The 18,194-nt window shown below is 71.0% G+C and carries 18 protein-coding genes; 3 read left to right on the plus strand and 15 right to left on the minus strand.

The window, feature by feature from the left end; translation table 11 throughout:
- The first annotated feature begins 181 nt into the window (after positions 1 to 181).
- Both AB0C82_RS16480 and AB0C82_RS16485 read left to right on the plus strand, forming a co-directional pair.
- A complete protein-coding gene (locus tag AB0C82_RS16480; protein WP_362841722.1) occupies positions 182 to 1,258 on the plus strand; it encodes a M4 family metallopeptidase in 1,077 nt (358 codons plus the stop codon).
- A gap of 197 nt (positions 1,259 to 1,455) precedes the next feature.
- Positions 1,456 to 1,716: a protealysin inhibitor emfourin gene (locus AB0C82_RS16485; RefSeq protein ID WP_362841725.1), complete on the plus strand. Its 261-nt coding sequence runs from the start codon at positions 1,456 to 1,458 to the stop codon at positions 1,714 to 1,716.
- 22 nt (positions 1,717 to 1,738) lie between these two features.
- Here the strand turns inward: AB0C82_RS16485 and era are convergent, their stop codons facing one another.
- From era to AB0C82_RS16535, 10 genes are all read right to left on the minus strand, one after another.
- The gene (gene era, locus AB0C82_RS16490; protein ID WP_362841727.1) at positions 1,739 to 2,680 is read right to left on the minus strand and encodes a GTPase Era; all 942 of its coding nucleotides are present in this window, start codon (positions 2,678 to 2,680) and stop codon (positions 1,739 to 1,741) included.
- A 70-nt stretch (positions 2,681 to 2,750) separates the two neighbouring features.
- Positions 2,751 to 3,695, minus strand: a complete 945-nt coding sequence (locus tag AB0C82_RS16495; RefSeq protein ID WP_362841730.1) for a DUF916 domain-containing protein — start codon at positions 3,693 to 3,695, stop codon at positions 2,751 to 2,753.
- A gap of 60 nt (positions 3,696 to 3,755) precedes the next feature.
- Positions 3,756 to 5,102, minus strand: a complete 1,347-nt coding sequence (locus AB0C82_RS16500) for a beta-xylosidase (protein WP_362841733.1) — start codon at positions 5,100 to 5,102, stop codon at positions 3,756 to 3,758.
- Between the two features lie 247 nt (positions 5,103 to 5,349).
- Positions 5,350 to 5,838 (minus strand): hypothetical protein, encoded by a 489-nt coding sequence (locus tag AB0C82_RS16505; RefSeq protein ID WP_362841736.1) that lies wholly within the window; start codon positions 5,836 to 5,838, stop codon positions 5,350 to 5,352.
- A gap of 388 nt (positions 5,839 to 6,226) precedes the next feature.
- Positions 6,227 to 6,595, minus strand: a complete 369-nt coding sequence (locus AB0C82_RS16510) for a cytidine deaminase (RefSeq protein ID WP_362841739.1) — start codon at positions 6,593 to 6,595, stop codon at positions 6,227 to 6,229.
- Positions 6,596 to 6,637: 42 nt separating this feature from the next.
- Positions 6,638 to 6,991 carry an MmcQ/YjbR family DNA-binding protein gene (locus tag AB0C82_RS16515; RefSeq protein ID WP_362841741.1) on the minus strand — a complete coding sequence of 118 codons (354 nt, stop codon included), beginning with the start codon at positions 6,989 to 6,991 and terminating at the stop codon, positions 6,638 to 6,640.
- Entirely contained in the window at positions 6,988 to 8,271 is a 1,284-nt protein-coding gene (locus AB0C82_RS16520) for a hemolysin family protein (RefSeq protein WP_362841744.1), read from the minus strand. Before AB0C82_RS16520 ends, AB0C82_RS16515 begins: the two co-directional genes overlap by 4 nt.
- Positions 8,268 to 8,765 (minus strand): rRNA maturation RNase YbeY, encoded by a 498-nt coding sequence (gene ybeY, locus AB0C82_RS16525; protein ID WP_328910086.1) that lies wholly within the window; start codon positions 8,763 to 8,765, stop codon positions 8,268 to 8,270. Before ybeY ends, AB0C82_RS16520 begins: the two co-directional genes overlap by 4 nt.
- Positions 8,766 to 8,777: 12 nt before the next feature.
- Positions 8,778 to 10,871 carry a PhoH family protein gene (locus AB0C82_RS16530; RefSeq protein WP_362841749.1) on the minus strand — a complete coding sequence of 698 codons (2,094 nt, stop codon included), beginning with the start codon at positions 10,869 to 10,871 and terminating at the stop codon, positions 8,778 to 8,780.
- Positions 10,872 to 11,025: 154 nt separating this feature from the next.
- Positions 11,026 to 12,129: a PfkB family carbohydrate kinase gene (locus tag AB0C82_RS16535; RefSeq protein ID WP_362841752.1), complete on the minus strand. Its 1,104-nt coding sequence runs from the start codon at positions 12,127 to 12,129 to the stop codon at positions 11,026 to 11,028.
- Between the two features lie 330 nt (positions 12,130 to 12,459).
- On the opposite strand from AB0C82_RS16535, the gene AB0C82_RS16540 reads away from it, so the two are divergent.
- Positions 12,460 to 13,818: an MFS transporter gene (locus tag AB0C82_RS16540; RefSeq protein WP_362841754.1), complete on the plus strand. Its 1,359-nt coding sequence runs from the start codon at positions 12,460 to 12,462 to the stop codon at positions 13,816 to 13,818.
- On the opposite strand, the gene AB0C82_RS16545 is transcribed toward AB0C82_RS16540, so the two are convergent.
- The 5 genes from AB0C82_RS16545 to AB0C82_RS16565 form a co-directional block, all read right to left on the minus strand.
- Positions 13,782 to 14,774 (minus strand): adenosine deaminase, encoded by a 993-nt coding sequence (locus AB0C82_RS16545; protein WP_362841756.1) that lies wholly within the window; start codon positions 14,772 to 14,774, stop codon positions 13,782 to 13,784. The two genes, AB0C82_RS16540 and AB0C82_RS16545, sit on opposite strands and share 37 nt — an antisense overlap.
- Positions 14,775 to 14,809: 35 nt before the next feature.
- Complete coding sequence (locus AB0C82_RS16550) at positions 14,810 to 15,718, minus strand: ribonuclease Z (protein WP_362841758.1); 909 nt, start codon at positions 15,716 to 15,718, stop codon at positions 14,810 to 14,812.
- 12 nt (positions 15,719 to 15,730) lie between these two features.
- Positions 15,731 to 16,090 carry a histidine triad nucleotide-binding protein gene (locus tag AB0C82_RS16555; RefSeq protein WP_362841760.1) on the minus strand — a complete coding sequence of 120 codons (360 nt, stop codon included), beginning with the start codon at positions 16,088 to 16,090 and terminating at the stop codon, positions 15,731 to 15,733.
- A gap of 188 nt (positions 16,091 to 16,278) precedes the next feature.
- Positions 16,279 to 17,025, minus strand: coding sequence for a 16S rRNA (uracil(1498)-N(3))-methyltransferase (locus AB0C82_RS16560; protein WP_362841762.1), 747 nt, complete (start codon positions 17,023 to 17,025; stop codon positions 16,279 to 16,281).
- Positions 17,022 to 18,095 (minus strand): nitronate monooxygenase, encoded by a 1,074-nt coding sequence (locus tag AB0C82_RS16565; RefSeq protein ID WP_362841764.1) that lies wholly within the window; start codon positions 18,093 to 18,095, stop codon positions 17,022 to 17,024. The genes AB0C82_RS16560 and AB0C82_RS16565 overlap by 4 nt, the downstream gene beginning before the upstream one ends.
- Positions 18,096 to 18,194: the final 99 nt, after the last annotated feature.

The raw sequence follows: 18,194 nt of genomic DNA on the forward strand, positions 1-18,194 counted from the left end.
AAGGAGCAGCCCGAAACGCATGATGCGGCGAGACTACCCGAGGGACGCCCGGGACGCCGGTGCCGTATCAGTATGCGGGACCGGGCCATGGGTAACGGGTGAACAGTGACTCATCACTCCATTTCGTCAATCATCGTCGCAATCAGCGACAGCAGCGTCACGGAGTGCCACAGTTTTTGCCATGCAGCCTCACGTCAGCAACGCGCCCCGCCCCGTCTTCTGCACCATCGTGCCGCCCCAGATCCTCGACAAGCTGTCGCAGTCGGACGACCCCCTCCTCTCCGGTCCCGCCCGCCGGACCCTGGAGTCCGACACCGCGCAGCGCGCCCGCCGCCGGCTGACCGCCCTGGCCGGTGTCCCGGTCGTGCGGGCCACGGCCGGCACTCCCCCCACTACCCCGCACCGCACCCTGTACGACTGCCGTCACGGCACCGGTCTGCCGGGGCACAAGGTCCGCGACGAGGGCGAGGAGCCCACCCAGGACGCGAGCGTCAACCGCGCGTACGCGGGGCTCGGCGCCACGTTCGAACTGCTGCACAAGGAGTACGGCCGCAGCTCCATCGACGGGAACGGGCTGCCGCTCATCGGGTCCGTGCACTACGACGAGCAGTACAACAACGCGTTCTTCGACGGCGAGCAGATGGTGTTCGGGGACGGCGACGGCCAGATCTTCCTCGACTTCACGGTCGCCATCGACGTGATCGCCCACGAGCTGGCCCACGGCCTGACACAGCACACGGCCAACCTCGTCTACGAGGGCCAGCCAGGCGCGCTCAACGAGTCCGTCTCGGACGTGTTCGGCGCGCTGGTGAAGCAGTACTCACTTGGCCAGAGCGCACGGGAGGCCGACTGGCTGATCGGCGCGGGCCTGCTGGCGCCCCGGGTCAGCGGGGTCGCCCTGCGCTCGATGAAGGCTCCGGGCACGGCGTACGACGACGACGTACTCGGCAAGGACCCGCAGCCCGCGACGATGGACGACTACATCGAGACGGAGGAGGACAACGGCGGGGTCCACCTCAACTCGGGCATCCCCAACCGCGCGTTCCACCTGCTGGCCACGGCGCTCGGCGGCAACGCGTGGGAACGGGCGGGCCACATCTGGTTCGACGTCCTCACGGGCGGCGAACTGGCCCAGGACGCCGACTTCGCAGCGTTCGCCCGTCTGACCGTGACAGCGGCGAAGACCCGTTTCGGCACGGGCGACGAGGCGGAGGCGGTGACGAAGGCCTGGTCGGAGGTGGGCGTACCGACGAGGTAGGACCGCCACCCCGGGGGGAACCACAGGCCCTCCGGCCCTCCGGGGACTCGGCGGCACCCTTCGGGTCCGGCCTGCCATTTCGGGCCCGTCCGGCGATCGAGGGCATCTTTCGAGCCCGTCCGGCGTTTGATGACACGGCACAGACACACGCACGACCGCCCGTCCCCGTCCCGCACCACCGACCCAGGCAGGGAACCATGCGGATTCAGGTGAGCCGGACCGGCGGATTCGCCGGCATCGCACGCCACCGTGAGGTGGACACCTCGGCCCTGCCCGACGGCGCGGACTGGGAGGCCCTGGCCGAAAACGCACTCACCGCCGGCCAGGGCACACCCGGCGTCCCGGACGGCTTCCGCTACCGGATCACGGTCGACGGCCGGACCGTCCACTGCGCGGACCCCGGCCTGACCGAGGCCCAGCGCACGCTGATCTCACGCATCCTCAAGGAGGGTGCGTGAGATCAGCGTCCCGGTGTGAGACCTAGAAGCCCAGCTTCCGCAGCTGCTTCGGGTCCCGCTGCCAGTCCTTGGCGACCTTGACGTGCAGGTCCAGGAAGACCGGCGTACCGAGCAGCGCCTCGATGTGCTTGCGCGACTTCGTGCCGACTTCCTTCAGCCGCTTGCCCTGCGGGCCGATGATGATGCCCTTCTGGCTGGGACGCTCGATGTACACGTTCGCGTGGATGTCCAGCAGCGGCTTGTCCGCCGGCCGGTCCTCGCGCGGCAGCATCTCCTCGACGACCACCGCGATCGAGTGCGGCAGCTCGTCCCGTACGCCTTCCAGCGCGGCCTCGCGGATCAGTTCCGCGACCATGACCATCTCGGGCTCGTCGGTGAGGTCGCCCTCGGGGTAGAGCGGCGGGCTCTGCGGGAGCAGCGGAGCGATCAGGTCGGCCAGCAGCTCCACCTGGTCGCCCTTGACCGCGGAGACCGGAATGATCTCGGCCCACTCGAAGCCGAGCTCCTCGCCGAGGCGGGAGACGGCCAGCAGCTGTTCGGCGAGCGTGTTGGAGTCGACCAGGTCGGTCTTCGTGATGATCGCGATCTTCGGCGTCTTCTTGATGCCCGCGAGTTCCTTGATGATGAACTTGTCGCCGGGGCCCAGCTTCTGGTCGGCGGGCAGGCAGAAGCCGATGACGTCGACCTCGGCCCAGGTGGTCCGTACGACGTCGTTCAGCCGCTCTCCGAGCAGCGTGCGCGGCTTGTGGAGGCCGGGGGTGTCGACCAGGATCAGCTGCGCGTCCTCGCGGTGCACGATGCCGCGCACCGTGTGCCGGGTGGTCTGGGGGCGGTTCGAGGTGATCGCCACCTTCTGACCGACCAGAGCGTTCGTGAGGGTGGACTTGCCCGCGTTGGGGCGGCCCACGAAGCAGGCGAAGCCGGCCCGGTGGGGGGCGTTGTTCTCAAGGGTACGAGCGCTCATGGCGCCCATTCTCCCCGATCGCGGCGGCTGCGGTGTACAACGGGCCGTCCCGGACGTTGCCGCGGACGCCTCAGGAGCTGCGCGGGCGGCGCCGACGTGCCCGTATCCACAGGCCCGTACCCGTCGCGACGATCACCAGAAGTACCGCCGCGAAGGGCCAGGGCAGGGCCACGTACGAGACCGCCGCGCTCTCCCCGGTGTCCCGCGCTCCGGCGGTGAGCTCGATCCGGCCCCATTCCAGCTGGGGCGCGCCGGCCCAGGGTTCGGTGAGCCGGACCTTCTGGCGTGGCAGCAGTTCGGAGGGGATCTTCTTCAGGTCGCGGGCCAGGAGCGTCCGGCCGAAGAGACCCTCGGCCTTCAGCGCGACCCTGGGGCTGAGCGTGACGTTGCCGCGGTTGTGGAGGGTGTACGAGATGACGGCCCGGCTCGTCCCGGTGCCCGGGATCAGCGGACGGGTGTGCTCCACCGACAGGTCGTCGACGGTGAGCGCAGGCATGGTCGGGCCGTTGACCCGCAGATAGACCCGGGCCCCCACAGCCCGCTGCACGCCGACGGAGACCGCGCCCTTCCCGCCCGCGGTGACGCGCTCGTCGAGGGCGACGATCGCGCCGGGGTGGTCGCCGGGCTCGGCGGACTCGGGAACGGTGAGGGTGTAGGGGACGGTGACCGCGGAGCGTGCGGGGACGGTGACCCGGTCGCGGGCGGGTTTCGCCCAGGCGCCGACGCCTCGCCGGGGCTCGTCGCGGGTGCGGACGGCGAAGCCGCCGTCGCGGGCCGTGTTGAACGCGTCGGCCGCGTACAGCCGGAAGGTCATGGGGCGGGCGGTCTTGTTGGTCACGGTGACCCGGTCGGTGAGTGTGGTGCCGGGTCCGGTGTCGAGGTAGAAGTACGGGCGGCCCGGCCCGGAGGACGCGGGCTCGACGGACCACTCCCCGTTGTCGGCGGCCCCGGCGGTGCCCGGGGCGGCGTACAGGAGCGCGATGGCGGCCAGGAGCGCTGCGGACAGTCTGCGCACGGTGCGGGACCCCCGGTTCGGGGCGGGCCGGACGGGTGCGCGTCCGGCCTGCCGTGGGTGTCAGGAGAGGGTGAGGGTCAGGACACCGGAGTAGGCGCCGGGTGCCGTGAACTCGGGTACGTCCAGGGAGAGTCCGGCGTCGACGGTGAACTCACCGCCGGTGAGGGCGGCGTTCGGTGTGGAGGCCAGCGTCGCCCCGGCGCTGCCGACCGCGCCCTCGGAACCGGCGGCACACGTACTCGGGCTGCCGCTCTTCGTCGCGCAGGCCGGGGTCCAGCTCAGCTCCCCGGCGTCGACGGCCGCTCCGCCGGGACCGGTGAAGTCGGTGACTCTGCCGGTCAGGGACCAGCCCGCGGGCCCGCCGCGGAAGTCCTTGACCGTCACGGTGTTCAGGGCTCCGGTGGCGGCGCCCCCCGTGCCGAAGTCGACGGCCGTCAGCCGGACGGTGTCGCCGGCCTGGGTCATGGAGAGACTGCCGCCCTTCACCAGGGTGTCGATCCGCTGGCTGAGCGGGGGCACGTCGCCGACGAGGGAGTACGCGACAGGTCCCGCGCCCTTCGCCGGGTCCCAGCCCGCGCCCTCGAACGCGACGATGCCGACGGTCGCCGGATCGGTGATCTTCGGGCGGAAGGTGAAGCCGCCGCCGGCAGCCGCCGCGGAGGTGATCTTGTCGGCGGTCGGCGCGGAGCCGTTCCAGCCGGCGACGGTCACCTCGGCGCCCGGCGTGAACCCGGTGCCGGTGACGGTCACCCGCTCTCCGGGCTTCCCGGAGGCCGTGCCGAGGGTGATGGCCCGTTCGTTGACCGGACCGCCGCCGCCCGTCGCGGTGATCGTCTCGGACACGGGAGCGGGCGGGCTCTTCACGGTGCAGGGGGTGTCCAGCTCCATGAGGTAGCTGGTGTGGATGTTGTAGTCGCCTGGCGACAGCGTGATCTCGCCGGGCGCGGTGACCACGAAGGTGCCGGTCATCTCGAAGGGCGGGAACTCACCGAGGCCCGGCACCGGCGCGTTCTTCTTCGGCCCGGTGACGCCGACGGAGCCGGACTGCGCTCCGGCCAGGACGAGCTTCCCGGTGGGCGTCATGATGTCGGCGGGCAGCGGCAGGTCCACGGGGTTGCTGGCCGCGGGCTTGACGACCCGGTAGGTCACCGTGACCGTGTCGCCCACGGCGGGGGTGGTGTCGTCGACGGTGATCTGTGCGGTGGTCGTGCCCTCGATCGGCGGGAGACCCGCGATGGGTGGCGGTACGCAGCGGGTGGCGAAGTCCACCGACGCCTCGGCCGTCGCTCCGGCGGCGGGCGCCAGCAGCCCTCCCCCGGTGACCGCGAGCGCGGTCACCCCCACGACTGCGGCCCAGCGGCGCCTTCGCCCAGCGGATCTTCGGCTCGGCGGTCCCAGAGTTGCCATGGTTCGTTCCCCCTCCTGAGGGTGCGGGCGCAGCGGCTCGCGGTACTTCTGCGCCTACGGGCGGCCATTGACGACCGGCCGGCGGAAGAAGTCAAGGGACTGCGGACGTCATAACTGATGACCCATCAGATACTGTCAACTTGCCTGCGTCTGGGGCAGTATCGGCACTCACCGGATGACAGGAACACCGGTGGGCCGCTGCCGCCGATTGGTGCGGCGGCAGCGGCCGTCATGCCACCCGGACCCGTCAGTTGACGACGAAGGGCCCCGGAGTCTGCGAGGTGACCGCTTCGCAGGCGACCGTCGTACCGAAGATCTGGAGCGTGAGCGCCGTGCCCGCGAAGTAGGAATCGAGGGTGTCGCCGGCGGCGAACGCCGTGGCGCTGGTCAGTGGCCCGCTGCGGAACGCGCTGAACGCCGGGATGGACGGGTTGCTGCTGCCCGCGAAGGTGGCCGTCGCCGGACCGCCGTTACGGGTCAGCTTGAGCGTGGTGGTCGCGGCGCCCGCCCCGATGGGCAGCGGCGTGACGACCGAGGTGCTGACGGTGATGGTGATGCTGCTGCCCGACTGCACGGCCCGGAGGTTGGCGTCGCCACCTCCGAAGCTCCCGCAGTCGTAGTCCGCCTTGGCGTCCGTCGGCGTCACCGCCGCCGCGGCCGGCGCGAGCGCCAGTCCGCTCACGGCGAGGGCGCCGGCGGCCAGTGCCGCACCGATACCGATTCTGCTGCGTCTCATTCGGATCCCCTTCCCCTGTCAGGGAGTTGTCGTCTGCCGCACGAGGGCGCACGGATCCGCACAGTGGGTTCCCACCGGGCCCGAGGTCCGGTCTTCGGCATACGGGCACGGCGCTGCAGGGCTGCGTGGAGGGCGTGCGCGGACCGTCCGCGGGCGGGGAGGCGCGCCGCGCGGAGGGCTGGACGGCCGAAGGCGGTACGGGGCTGCGGCTCGCGCCCCGGACCCGGCCGTCGGCATATCTGACGGTCCGTCGGATGAACTGCTGTTCATTGATGCGCAGCGCGGCAGCGATTACAAGGGAAAGTCCCTTGTTTCTTCAGGGACTTGGGAAGGTTTCGCTACTGTCCCGCCGCCCGTCCGGCCGGCCGGACGGGCGGCGGGGCGTGGTTCAGCCGGCCTGCGTGGTCAGCCGCACGGCGCCGTCGGGGCCCGCCAGCAGGACCGGGGTCTGCGGGCCGCCCAGGTCGCGGACCGCCGCGCGGTCCTCGTCCGTCGCGGTCGCGGCCTCGGTGACCACCGCAGCCGCCTCCAGGGACTTCGCGCCGCTCGCCACGGCCATCGCGACCGCGGTCCGCACGGCGCTGAGCTTCAGCGAGCTGAGGTCGACGGTGCCCGCGACGTACGTACGCCCTGTCTCGTCACGGACGGCGGCGCCCTCGGGCACTCCGTTGCGCGCCCGTGTGGAGCGGGCCAGCGTGATGAGCTTGCGGTCCTCGGCGGAGGGGCCGGTGCTCTGGGGGTCGGTGCTCTCGGTCATGGCCCCGAGCATAAGCCAGGGCCATGACCACGGGCAGGCCGGTCAGGGGCGGTCGAGGCGGAGCCGTTCCGCCTTCGGCAGGCCCGCCACCACCAGGTCGTAGGAGTCCTCGATCAGCTCCCGGACCATCCGGTCGGGGAGACCGGAGACCGTCACGGTGTTCCAGTGGCGCTTGTTCATGTGCCAGCCCGGAGCGACCGCCTCGTACTCCTCACGGAGCCGGATCGCGTCGTCCGGGTCGCACTTCAGATTCACCGTCAGCGGGCGGGCGTCCAGGACACTGAGCGCGAACATCTTGCCGAGCACCTTGAAGACCGACGCCTCGGGCCCGAACGGGAACTCCTCCACACTCGCGTTGAACGCGAGGCAGAACGCCCTCAGCTCCTGCGGCGTCATGCCGGCTCCGCCTCCTGCGGTTCCGCCAGCACCGTGACGATCTTGTTCCGGCGGCCCGCCGGGGACTCGGCGGTCAGCCGGAGCCTGCGCCCGTCGGGAAGATCCACCACGGACGAGGCACCCGCGATGGGGACCCGGCCGAGCGCCTTGGCCAGGAGGCCGCCGACCGTCTCGACGTCCTCGTCGTCGTACTCGTCGAGGCCGAACAGCTCCCCGAGGTCGCCGATGTCGAGCCTGGCCGTGACCCGGAACCTGCCGTTCTCCAGCTCCTGGACCGGCGGCAGCTCACGGTCGTACTCGTCGGTGATCTCGCCGACGATCTCCTCGAGGATGTCCTCGATGGTGACGATGCCGGCCGTGCCGCCGTACTCGTCGATGACGACCGCCACGTGACTGCGGTCCTGCTGCATCTCGCGCAGCAGGTCACCGGCGTTCTTCGTGTCCGGCACGAACGCGGCGGGGCGCATGGCGGTGGAGACCAGGTCGGCCTCCGACTCCCGGTTGATGTGCGTCTTGCGGACCAGGTCCTTCAGGTACACGATGCCGACGATGTCGTCCTCGTTCTCCCCGGTCACCGGGATGCGCGAGAACCCGGAGCGCAGCGCCAGCGTCAGTGCCTGGCGGATCGTCTTGTACCGCTCGATGCAGACCAGGTCCGTGCGCGGCACCATCACCTCGCGTACGAGGGTGTCGCCGAGCTCGAAGACCGAGTGCACCATGCGGCGCTCGTCGTCCTCGATCAGCGACTCCTGCTCCGCCAGGTCGACCATGGCGCGCAGCTCGGCCTCGCTGGCGAACGGCCCCTTGCGAAAGCCCTTGCCGGGCGTCAGCGCGTTACCCAGGAGGATGAGCAGCTGCGGGATCGGGCCCATGATCCTGGCCAGCGGCAGCAGGACGTACGCCGCCGCCGTCGCCGTGTTCAGCGGGTGCTGGCGGCCGATGGTGCGCGGGGAGACCCCGATGGCGACGTACGAGACGAGGACCATGACACCCATCGCCACGGCCAGCGCCTCCCAGGTCTCCGGGAACTCCTGCAGGCAGGCGTACGTGACGAGCACCCCGGCCGACATCTCGCAGGCGACCCGCACCAGCAGGGCGACGTTGAGATAGCGGGTCGGGTCGGCCGCGACCTGTTCCAGCTTCGCGCTGCCACGCCGACCCGAACGGACCGCCTCGGCGGCCCGGAAGCTCGACGTACGGGCGATGCCCGCCTCGGCGCAGGCCGCGAGCCAGCCGACGACGACCAGCAGGACGGCGCCGGAGATGAGGGGCACGGTCACGAGACGGTGGGGGCCGGGGACGGGCCCGTCAGCCCGCGCTCGCCGCGCCAGCCGTCGACGATCGCCGCCTGGAGGCCGAACATCTCGGCCTTCTCGTTCGGCTCCTCGTGGTCGTAACCCAGGAGGTGGAGCACGCCGTGGACGGTGAGGAGCTGGAGCTCCTCGTCCATGGAGTGCCCCGTCTCCGCCTCCTCGCCCTGCCGCTTAGCGACCTCCGGGCAGAGCACGATGTCACCGAGGAGCCCTTGCGGGGGCTCCTCGTCGTCCTTGACCGGCGGACGCAGCTCGTCCATCGGGAAGGACATGACATCGGTCGGGCCGGGAAGGTCCATCCACTGGATGTGGAGCTGCTCCATGGCGTCGCTGTCCACCACGATCACCGAGAGCTCGGAGAGGGCGTGGATGCGCATCCGTGCCAGTGCGTAGCGGGCGATGTCGAGGATCGCCTGCTCGTCGACCTCGGTTCCGGACTCGTTGTTGACGTCGATCGACATGGTGCGCTGTGACTACTTCCCGTTGGGGCTTTCTCGGCTGTCGTACTTCTCGTACGCGTCGACGATACGGCCGACCAGCTTGTGCCGGACGACATCCTGGGAGGTGAGCCGGGAGAAGTGGACGTCCCGGACGCCCTCCAGGATGTCCTGGACCTGCCGCAGACCGCTCTTCGTGCCGCTCGGCAGGTCGACCTGGGTGACGTCACCGGTGACGACGATCTTCGAGTCGAAGCCGAGCCGGGTGAGGAACATCTTCATCTGCTCGGCGCTGGTGTTCTGCGCCTCGTCGAGAATGATGAACGCGTCGTTGAGAGTGTTGTGGGTCAGCAGGTAGTCCTGGGTGACGTACAGCGAGTCCTCCGCCGCCACCTGGATGCACACGGCCTCCTCACGGCCGGCGGGCTCGATGCTGTCGATGAAGCGCATGGGTCGGCCACCGCCCCCTGCCGCGTGGTACTTGTCGCGCTTGCGGGTGAGACGGAACGGGTCGATACCGTCGGGGAGACGGATCTCGACGGTGTGCGCGTCGTAGCGGTGGTGCACTTCACGGCCCTTCGCAAGGCCCGGCGTGCGGCCCTCGGCTGCCCGACGGCGGGTGTACGCGACCCCGCCCAGCGACTGGACCAGCGCGATCACGTCGTCCCGCAGGACGATCGACGTGGTCGTGTACTGGATGCGGCACGTGCGGTCGGACTGCGTGACCGGGCCACCGTCCGCGTCGAGAAGCCCCTGGAGCACTGCCAGGCGCACCTCGGCGGAGTTGTACAGGTACGCGTCCGGAATGAACTTCGAGTGCGATCGGGTGCCCACGAGGTCCAGTTCACGCAGGGAACGCGTGACCGGGTTCTCCAGAGTGATCACGTCACCCGGGGACTTCACCCGGTTGAGTACGTAGTCGGGGCCACTCTTGTGCCGCACCGAGACACCCGGAAGCGACGCTTGCAGAGCGTTGACCAGCTCGGCGTCCTGCGTCGAGAAGGAAGGCGTGGTCGAGCCGGTCAGGCAGCCGTCGCCCAGGAGCAGGCCCAGCGCGTACGGGTCCATGGGAACCTCGCGCTCGGGATGGCACACCGGCGCCGTGAGCAGAGGCAGCTCGTATCGGCGGGCATGTGCCGCACGGAGGTTGCCGATCATCTCCTTGGTTTCGAGAACCCGCCACGGCTTGTCGCGTCGACGGTCGGCCGCCGTACGGACCGTCCACAGATGTTCGTCGCAGCACAGGGTCCAGGAACCGTCCTGGGCCGTGACACGGTAGATGTCCTTCTCACCCTGCGGGTAGACGCCCAGGACCGGGGTCGGCGCACCGTCGGAGCCGATCACCAGATCGCCCACCTGGAGGTCGCCGATGGAGCGCCATCCGTCGGGGGTGAGTACCTGGGTGAAGACAGGCTGCGCCCGGCCCCGCATATAAGCCAGCGGCGCCACCTCGATCGTGCCCGCCGCCATCAGCCGCGGGATCGAGTCGGGGTCGAGCATGTCGTGCAGTGCGTCGTAGAGCGGGCGCAGATACGGGTCGATCTTGTCGAAGAGCGTGCCCGGCAGGAAGCCGAGCCGCTCTCCCGCCTCGACGGCGGGCCGGGTCAGGATGATCCGGCTGACCTGCTTGGACTGGAGCGCCTGGACCGCCTTCGCCATGGCGAGATAGGTCTTGCCGGTGCCCGCGGGGCCGATTCCGAAGACGATCGTGTGCTTGTCGATCGCGTCGACGTACCGCTTCTGGTTCAGGGTCTTGGGGCGGATCGTGCGGCCGCGACTGGACAGGATGTTCTGGGTGAGTACGTCGGCGGGGGTCTCGGGACCGTCCCCGTCGCCGTTCTCGCTCGCCCTGAGCATGGCGATCGAGCGTTCCACTGCGTCCTCCGTCATCGGCAGCCCGGTGCGGAGCACCAGCACCATCTCGTCGAACAGTCGCTGGATGAGGATGACGTCAGGCGCATCCCCGACAGCGCTGATTTCGTTTCCCCGGACGTGGATGTCGACTGCCGGGAACGCCGTTTCGATCACGCGCAGCAGGGAGTCGCCCGATCCCAGGAGCATCACCATGGGGTGTGCGGCCGGAATCCGGATCTGGGCACGCGCCTGCGGCTGTGTGGGTGTCTGAGTCATGGGCCGGCCCTCGGGCCTGCACATACCTCCCGTTGCAGGGCTGTCGCCGCTCGACAACCTCTGGATCACCAGCCTACGACTTGGCACCGACAACGCCGAGGGATTTTCAGGGCCCGTACCGAGGCGCGCACCGCCGCACGTCCTGCGGCCCGTGCTACTGGCGGAAACCGATCGTCGGTACGGCGCGGCGCAGCGGCCACGCGCGGGTCGCGGCCGGCAGGAGGTCCTCCAGGAAGGCGTAACGCTCCAGGGCCGCGGGGTCCTGGTCCGCGTGGGTGCGTACCTGCTGCCACCATGCGGCGATCTCGGCCCAGCCGGGGGCGGACAGCGAGCCTCCGAACTCCTGCACGGAGAGCGCGGCGGTCAGCCCTGCGAAGGCCAGGCGGTCGGCGAGCGGCCAGTCCGCGAGGGTGCCGGTGACGAAGCCCGCGACGAAGACGTCGCCCGCCCCGGTCGGGTCGAGGGCCTCGACCTCGATGGCGGGCACCTCGGCGGTGGTGCCGGTCGTCCGGTCGACCGCGTAGGCGCCTTCCGCGCCGAGGGTGACCACGGCGATCGGCACCCGCTCGGCCAGGGCGTGGGCCGCCGCGCGCGGGCAGTCGGTGCGGGTGTAGCGCATCGCTTCCTCGGCGTTGGGGAGGAACGCCGCGCAGTGTGCGAGGTCGGGAAGCGCGTCCAGGTCCCAGCGGCCGGTCTCGTCCCAGCCGACGTCGGCGAAGATCAGGGCTCCGTTGTGTGCCGCGGTGGCGACCCAGGGCTCGCTGCGGCCGGGGGCGAGGGAGGCGACGGCGGCGCGTGCGCGGGGCGGACAGTGCGGGAACGTCCGGCCGGGGACCGTGTCCGTCGCGGGGGCGGGTGCCTCGTGGCCGTGCGAGACCATGGTCCGTTCGCCCTCGTACGCCATGGAGACGGTGACGGGCGAGTGCCAGCCGGGGACGGTGTACGACATCGACAGGTCGATGCCCTCGCCCTGTTCGAGGGCGTCCCGGCAGTACTCCCCGTAGTGGTCGTCCCCGAAGGCCGCGGCCATCGAGGTGTGCAGTCCGAGCCGGGCGAGTGCGGTGGCCATGTTGGCGACGCCGCCCGGGCTCGATCCCATGCCGCGGGCCCAGGACTCCGTACCGCGCACGGGGGCGCTGTCCAGGCCGGTGAAGATGATGTCGAGGAAGACCGTGCCCGTGAGGAAGACGTCGCATGCCGGGTCCTGGGGGACCCGCAGTCCCACGAGCGGGTCGATGCCTGTGCTGCCTGTGCTCACCGTGCGCTCCCGGTCGTACGAGATCCTGGACAGTGCGAGATCCGGCCAGTCTGCCTGATCCGCCGGCTCATCCGGGGAGCGCACGCCGTGAGGACCGACCCTGACCTGCGAAAACATGAGCTGTTACCCGATTCCCCCCACCGTAAACTCATATGTGATCCAGATCACACCTTTGCGACTTTCGGTGGGGTCTGCGCGCTTGATACAAATTGGCCCGCGAGCACCGTTGGGGACAGTTACTGACGAGTGCGCCGACTTCCCCCCTTTTTTTCCCCGCCTTACCCTCCCCTGCCTTCTTCTGCCTCCTCAGGCATGTCTTCAGGAACGCCCATGTCCCCGCGCCCGCGCGCCGCGTGGCCCCTGGTTGCCGTGTTCACCGCCGGTTACCTCGCCGCATATCTGCTCCCCACCATCGTCGGCCGGCTCAGCACCTACCTGGGCCTCGGTTCGTCCCAGGCCGGTCTGGTCGGCAGCGCCCTCCTGCTGAGCTCGGCCTCCGCCGGCTTCACGCTGGCCGGCCGCGTCGAGCGGTACGGGGCGAGGAGACCGGCGCGCGTCGGACTGGTCCTTGCCTTCGTGGGGTACGGATGCGCCGCGTCGGCCGGATCCGTACCCCTGGTCGTCCTGGGCGTGGTCATCGGCGGTTTCGGCTCAGGTACGGCGACCGCCGTCGCCGCTTCGGGTATCGCCGCGCAGAGCGATCCGCACCGGACCTCCTCACTGGGCCTGCTCAGCGTGTCCGCGACCGCGGGCGCCCTCTACCTGACGATCCCGCACCTCGGAGGCGGCCACCGGCTGCCGTTCGCCGCGATCGCTCTCGTCGCACTGCTCGTCTGGCCCGCCACCTCCCGCCTCGGAGTTGCCGGTCCCGCCGAGTCCGCCGTCGCCGCATCGGGGCGGCTTCCGCACCGCCGTTCCGGTCTGGTGCTGGCGGGCGGGATGCTCGTCTGGTCCATGGCGCAGAACGCCCTGTGGGGTGTGAGCAGCCGGATCGGTGCCGTGCAGGTGGGGCTCTCCGAGGTCACCATCGGCGCGGTGTTCGCCGCCGCGCTCGGGGCGGGCCTGCTCGGTGTGATGGGCGCCGGGCTGCTCGGGGCGCGGCTGGGCCGTGCCGTACCGATCGGCCTGGGCACGATGATCATCGCCGGAAGCATCGTGCTCAGTTCCTCGGCCGGGAGCCTCGGTGCGTTCGCGACCGGGGAGATCGTGTGGAACGCCTTCTACCCGGTGGTCCTGTCGTACCTGATCGGCCTGGCGGCGTCCCTCGACGTGCGGGGCCGCTGGGCGGTCCTGGCGGGCTCCGCCTCCTCCGTCGGGGTGGCCTGCGGACCGGTGCTGGGCAGCGTGCTGTCCGAGGCGGCCGGTTACGCCGTGATGGGGCTGATCCTGGGGACCGTCACGCTCCTGGTCGCGGCGCCCGTGACCGCCGTCGCGCTGCACACCGGTGGCCGTCCGCTGGTGTCCGGCTCGGTCCGCCGCAGGGGTGGCGCGCCGGCCGCCCTGCTCGCCGCCACCACCGGTTCCCTCCAGGGTGCGGTGCCCAAGCTGGGATCCCCGGAGCAGACCGTCACGGAACTGGCCGTTCCCGCGCTGCGCCGCAGGCGGCTCGGCAGGAACGCGTTCCGGACGGCCGGTCCGGCGGGCGGGCCCGGTCAGTCGAACGCGTACGCCTCGACCTCGGAGAGGTAGCGGGCCCTGCGCTCCTCGTCGTGGTCGAGGAAGGCCGCCTCGAAGGAGTTGCGGGCCAGGGTGCGCAGCTGTTCGTTGTCCAGCCCGAGTGCCTCGTGGACGGCCTGGAAGGTGTCTCCGACGTATCCGCCGAAGTAGGCGGGGTCGTCGGAGTTCACCGTGCAGAGCAGTCCGGCGTCCATCATGGCGGGCAGCGGGTGGTCCTCCAGGATGTCGATGGCGCGCAGCCGCACGTTGGACAGCGGGCAGAGTGTGAGCGGTACGCGGTCCGCGACCAGCCTCTTCACCAGGTCCGGGTCCTCCATGCAGCGCAGCCCGTGGTCGATGCGCTCCACGCCGAGGACGTCGAGGGCTTCCTCGATGTACGCGGGCGGGCCCTCCTCTCCCGCGTGGGCGACCTTGCGCAGTCCGAGGGCGCCGGCCGCCTCGTACACCTCACGGAACTTCGACGGCGGGTGGCCGACTTCGGCGGAGTCGAGGCCGACGGCGCTGATCCGGTGCAGGTACGGCTTCGCCGCCTCCAGGGTCTCCAGCGCCGATTCGGCCGACCGGTCGCGCAGGAAGCACATGATCAGCTGGGTGGAGATGCCGTGCGTCTCCTCGCTGCGGTCCAGTGCCCGGCCCAGTCCTTCGACGACGGTGCCGATCGGGACGCCCCGCGCGGTGTGTGCCTGCGGGTCGAAGAAGATCTCCGCGTGCCGGACGCCCTGGGCCGCGGCGCGGGTGAGGTAGGCGTTCGCGAGGTCCTCGAAGTCCTGCTCGGTGCGCAGGACGGCCATCAGCGCGTAGTAGAGGTCGAGGAAGGTCTGGAGGTCGTCGAAGAGGTAGGCGGTGCGCAGCTCTTCGGTGTCGGCGAACGGCAGCGTCACCCCGTTGCGTCCGGCGAGGGTGAAGGCCAGCTCGGGTTCGAGGGTGCCTTCGATGTGGAGGTGGAGTTCTGCCTTGGGGAGGTGCACGTTGTCTCGCTCACGAATGGTGGTGCTGGTGTGATTCAGAGGTGCCTGGTGGGCACGGGGATGCGCATCAGGTCCTGGGCGACGGTCAGTTCGCCGGTGAACCCGGCGGCTCTGGCCTGGGCCTCGAAGAGGCCGGGGTCGTCGTACCGCTGGGAGAAGTGGGTCAGCACGAGGTGCCGTACGCCCGCTTCCGCCGCCACCCGGGCGGCCTGCCCGGCGGTCAGGTGGCCGTGGTCGGTGGCGAGCCGCTCGTCCTCGTCGAGGAAGGTCGACTCGATGACGAGCAGGTCGCAGCCCTCGGCGAGCGCGTACGCGCCGTCGCAGAGTCTGGTGTCCATGACGAACGCGAACCGCTGCCCCCGTCTGCGCTCGGACACGGCGTCGAGCGTGACTCCGCCCAGCGAGCCCTCGCGCTGGATGCGGCCGACGTCGGGTCCCCTGATCCCGTACTCGGCGAGCTTCGCGGGAATCATGCGCCGGCCGTCGGGCTCGGTCAGCCGGTAGCCGTAGGACTCGACGGGGTGGGAGAGCCGGTGGGTGTCCAGGGTGTAGGCGTCCGTGGTGGCGATCGGCCCGTCGGCGGCGACGGGTGCCTCGGTGAGCCGCACGGATTCGCGGTAGGCGGTGGCGTACCGCAGCCGTTCGAAGAAGTGCTGCCCGCTCGCCGGGTAGTGCGCGGTGACGGGGTGCGGGACCTGGTCGAGGTTGATGCGCTGGATCACTCCGGCCAGCCCCAGCGAGTGGTCTCCGTGGAAGTGCGTGACGCAGATGCGGTTGATGTCGTGCGCGGCGGCTCCGGCCCTCAGCATCTGGCGCTGGGTGCCCTCGCCGGGATCGAAGAGGATGCCCTCGCCGTCCCACCGCAGCAGATAGCCGTTGTGGTTACGGTGCCGGGTGGGGACCTGGCTGGCGGTGCCGAGGACGACCAGTTCGCGTACGGACATCGGTTCCGCCTGCTATCCGGGGGGCCACTGGAGGCCGCGTCCGCCCAGGACGTGGGCGTGGGCGTGGAACACGGTCTGCCCGGCGCCGGAACCGGTGTTGAGGACGATGCGGTATCCGGTGTCCGTCACCTTCTCGTCGGCGGCGACGAGACCGGCCTCGCGCAGGAGGTCGGCGGCGATGCCCGGCTCCGCAGCGGCGAGGGTGGCCGCGTCCCGGTAGTGGGCCTTCGGGATGACCAGCACGTGCGTCGGCGCCTGCGGGTTGATGTCGCGGAAGGCGACGGTGGTGTCGCTCTCGCGGACGATGGTCGCCGGGATGTCTCCCGTGACGATCTTGCAGAACAGGCAGTCGGGCTGCGGCTCTCCCGCCATGGCACGGCCTCCTCAGTCGCTGGTGATCGGTATGTGGGCATGTTATCCGCCGGGACGTGCCGCTTCGCGGTCAGCGGGTACGGATCCCGTCGAGCCCGGTAGCGGCACGATGGGCACGGGCCGGGCCCGCACTCACCCATGCGCACCGGCGGCACCGGTCCGGCAGCGTGGTCCCGGGTGACGGGGCCTCAGCCCCAGCGCCCCGTACGGCCCATCAGCAGCGCCGCGGCGGCCGTCCCCGCCGTCGAGGTGCGCAGCACGCTGGGGCCGAGCCGGTACGCGGGCGCCCCCGCCTCCGCGAACGCGGCGAGCTCCTGCGGGGAGACGCCTCCCTCCGGACCCACGACCAGCACGATCGAGCCCCGGTCGGGGAGTTCGGCGGTGGCGAGCGCCTGACTGCCGTGCTCCCGGTCCTCGTGCAGCACACCGGCGAAGTCCGCGGCGGCCAGGAGCGCGGCCACCTGCTTGGTCGACATCGCCTCGGTCACCTCGGGGAACCGCACCCGGCGGGACTGCTTCCCCGCCTCACGGGCCGTACTCCGCCACTTGGCCAGCGACTTGAGACCACGGTCGCCCTTCCACTGGGTGATGCAGCGGGCGGCCTGCCACGGCACGATCGCGTCGATGCCGGTCTCCGTCATGGTCTCGACGGCGACCTCGCCCCGGTCGCCCTTGGGCAGCGCCTGGACCACGGTGATACGGGGGCTGGGCACCGGTTCCTCGTGCACCGGTTCCAGGTCCGTGATCAGCAGCCGGTCCTTCCCCTCGGCGGAGCGGACGACACCCTCCGCCCAGCGGCCCCGCCCGTCGGTGAGGACGACGTCCTCCCCCGCGTTCAGCCGTTTCACGGAGACGGCGTGCCGTCCCTCGGGCCCGTCCAGGACGTAGTCGGCCCCGCCGGGGAGCTGCTCGACGACGAAGACCGGTGCCGTCACTCGGCACTCCTCACACTCAGGGCCGCACGCGCGGCTTCCAGTTCGGCGGCGAGCAGATCGATCAGTTCCCCGGCCGGCAGCTCGCGTGCCATCCGGTGCCCCTGGCCCGCCCACAGCGCCATGCCCTGGGCGTCCCCCGCCTTGGCGGCGGCCTTTCGCAGACCGCTCGTCATCTGGTGCACCTGTGGATAGGCGGCCGGGGCGTAGGGGCCGTGCTCCGTCACGAAACGGTTGACGAGACCGCGCGCGGGACGGCCGGAGAACGCCCGGGTCATCGCGGTCCGCACGAACAAGGGGTTGGTCAGTGCCTGCTTGTGCAGCAGGTGCGCCCCGGACTCGGGGGTGGCGAGGAAGGCCGTGCCGAGCTGCGCCGCGTCGGCGCCCGCCGCGAGCACGGCGGCGATCTGGGAGCCGCGCATCAGCCCGCCCGTCGCGATGAGCGGCAGCTGCACGCTCTCGCGCACCTGGGCGAGGAGGGACAGCAGCCCGATGCCGGGCTGGCCGGCCTGCGGGTCGTCACGGTACGTGGACTGGTGGCCGCCGGCCTCCACTCCCTGCACGCAGACGGCGTCGGCGCCCGCCCACTGCGCGGCCTGCGCCTCCTCGGTGGAGGTGACGGTCACGACGGTGTACGTGCCCGCCTGCGCGAACGCGTCGAGGATCTCCCGGGAGGGGCAGCCGAACGTGAAGGAGACGACGGGAACCGGGTCTTCCAGGAGGATCGCGGTCTTGGCCTCGTAGCCGTCGTCGCCGCCGCCGTCGACCTCGCCGAGCGGCGTGTCGTACCAGACGGCCTCGCCCGCGAGCTGGTGCCGGTAGACCTCGACGGCGCTCGGGTCGGCGTGGCCCGTCTGCGGCATGAAGAGGTTGACGCCGAAGGGCTGGCCGGTCAGTACGCGCACCCGCTTGATCTCGTTGTACATGCCGTCCGCCGTCTTGTACCCGGCGGCGAGGAAACCGAGCCCACCGGCTTCGGAGACGGCGCCGACGAGCTGCGGGCCGGACACTCCGCCCGCCATGGGGGCCTGCACGATCGGATACCGGCAGAGATCGGTCAACGCGGAGGACATGACGGCATCGTGCCACGTCCGATGCACCGCACCGAATCAGCCAGGGGACGGCGCGGACGGTATACCACCGCAGGTCGCGCCACACGCCGCACCGCCCGC

Source organism: Streptomyces sp. NPDC048560 (assembly GCF_040650955.1).
GTDB lineage: Bacteria > Actinomycetota > Actinomycetes > Streptomycetales > Streptomycetaceae > Streptomyces.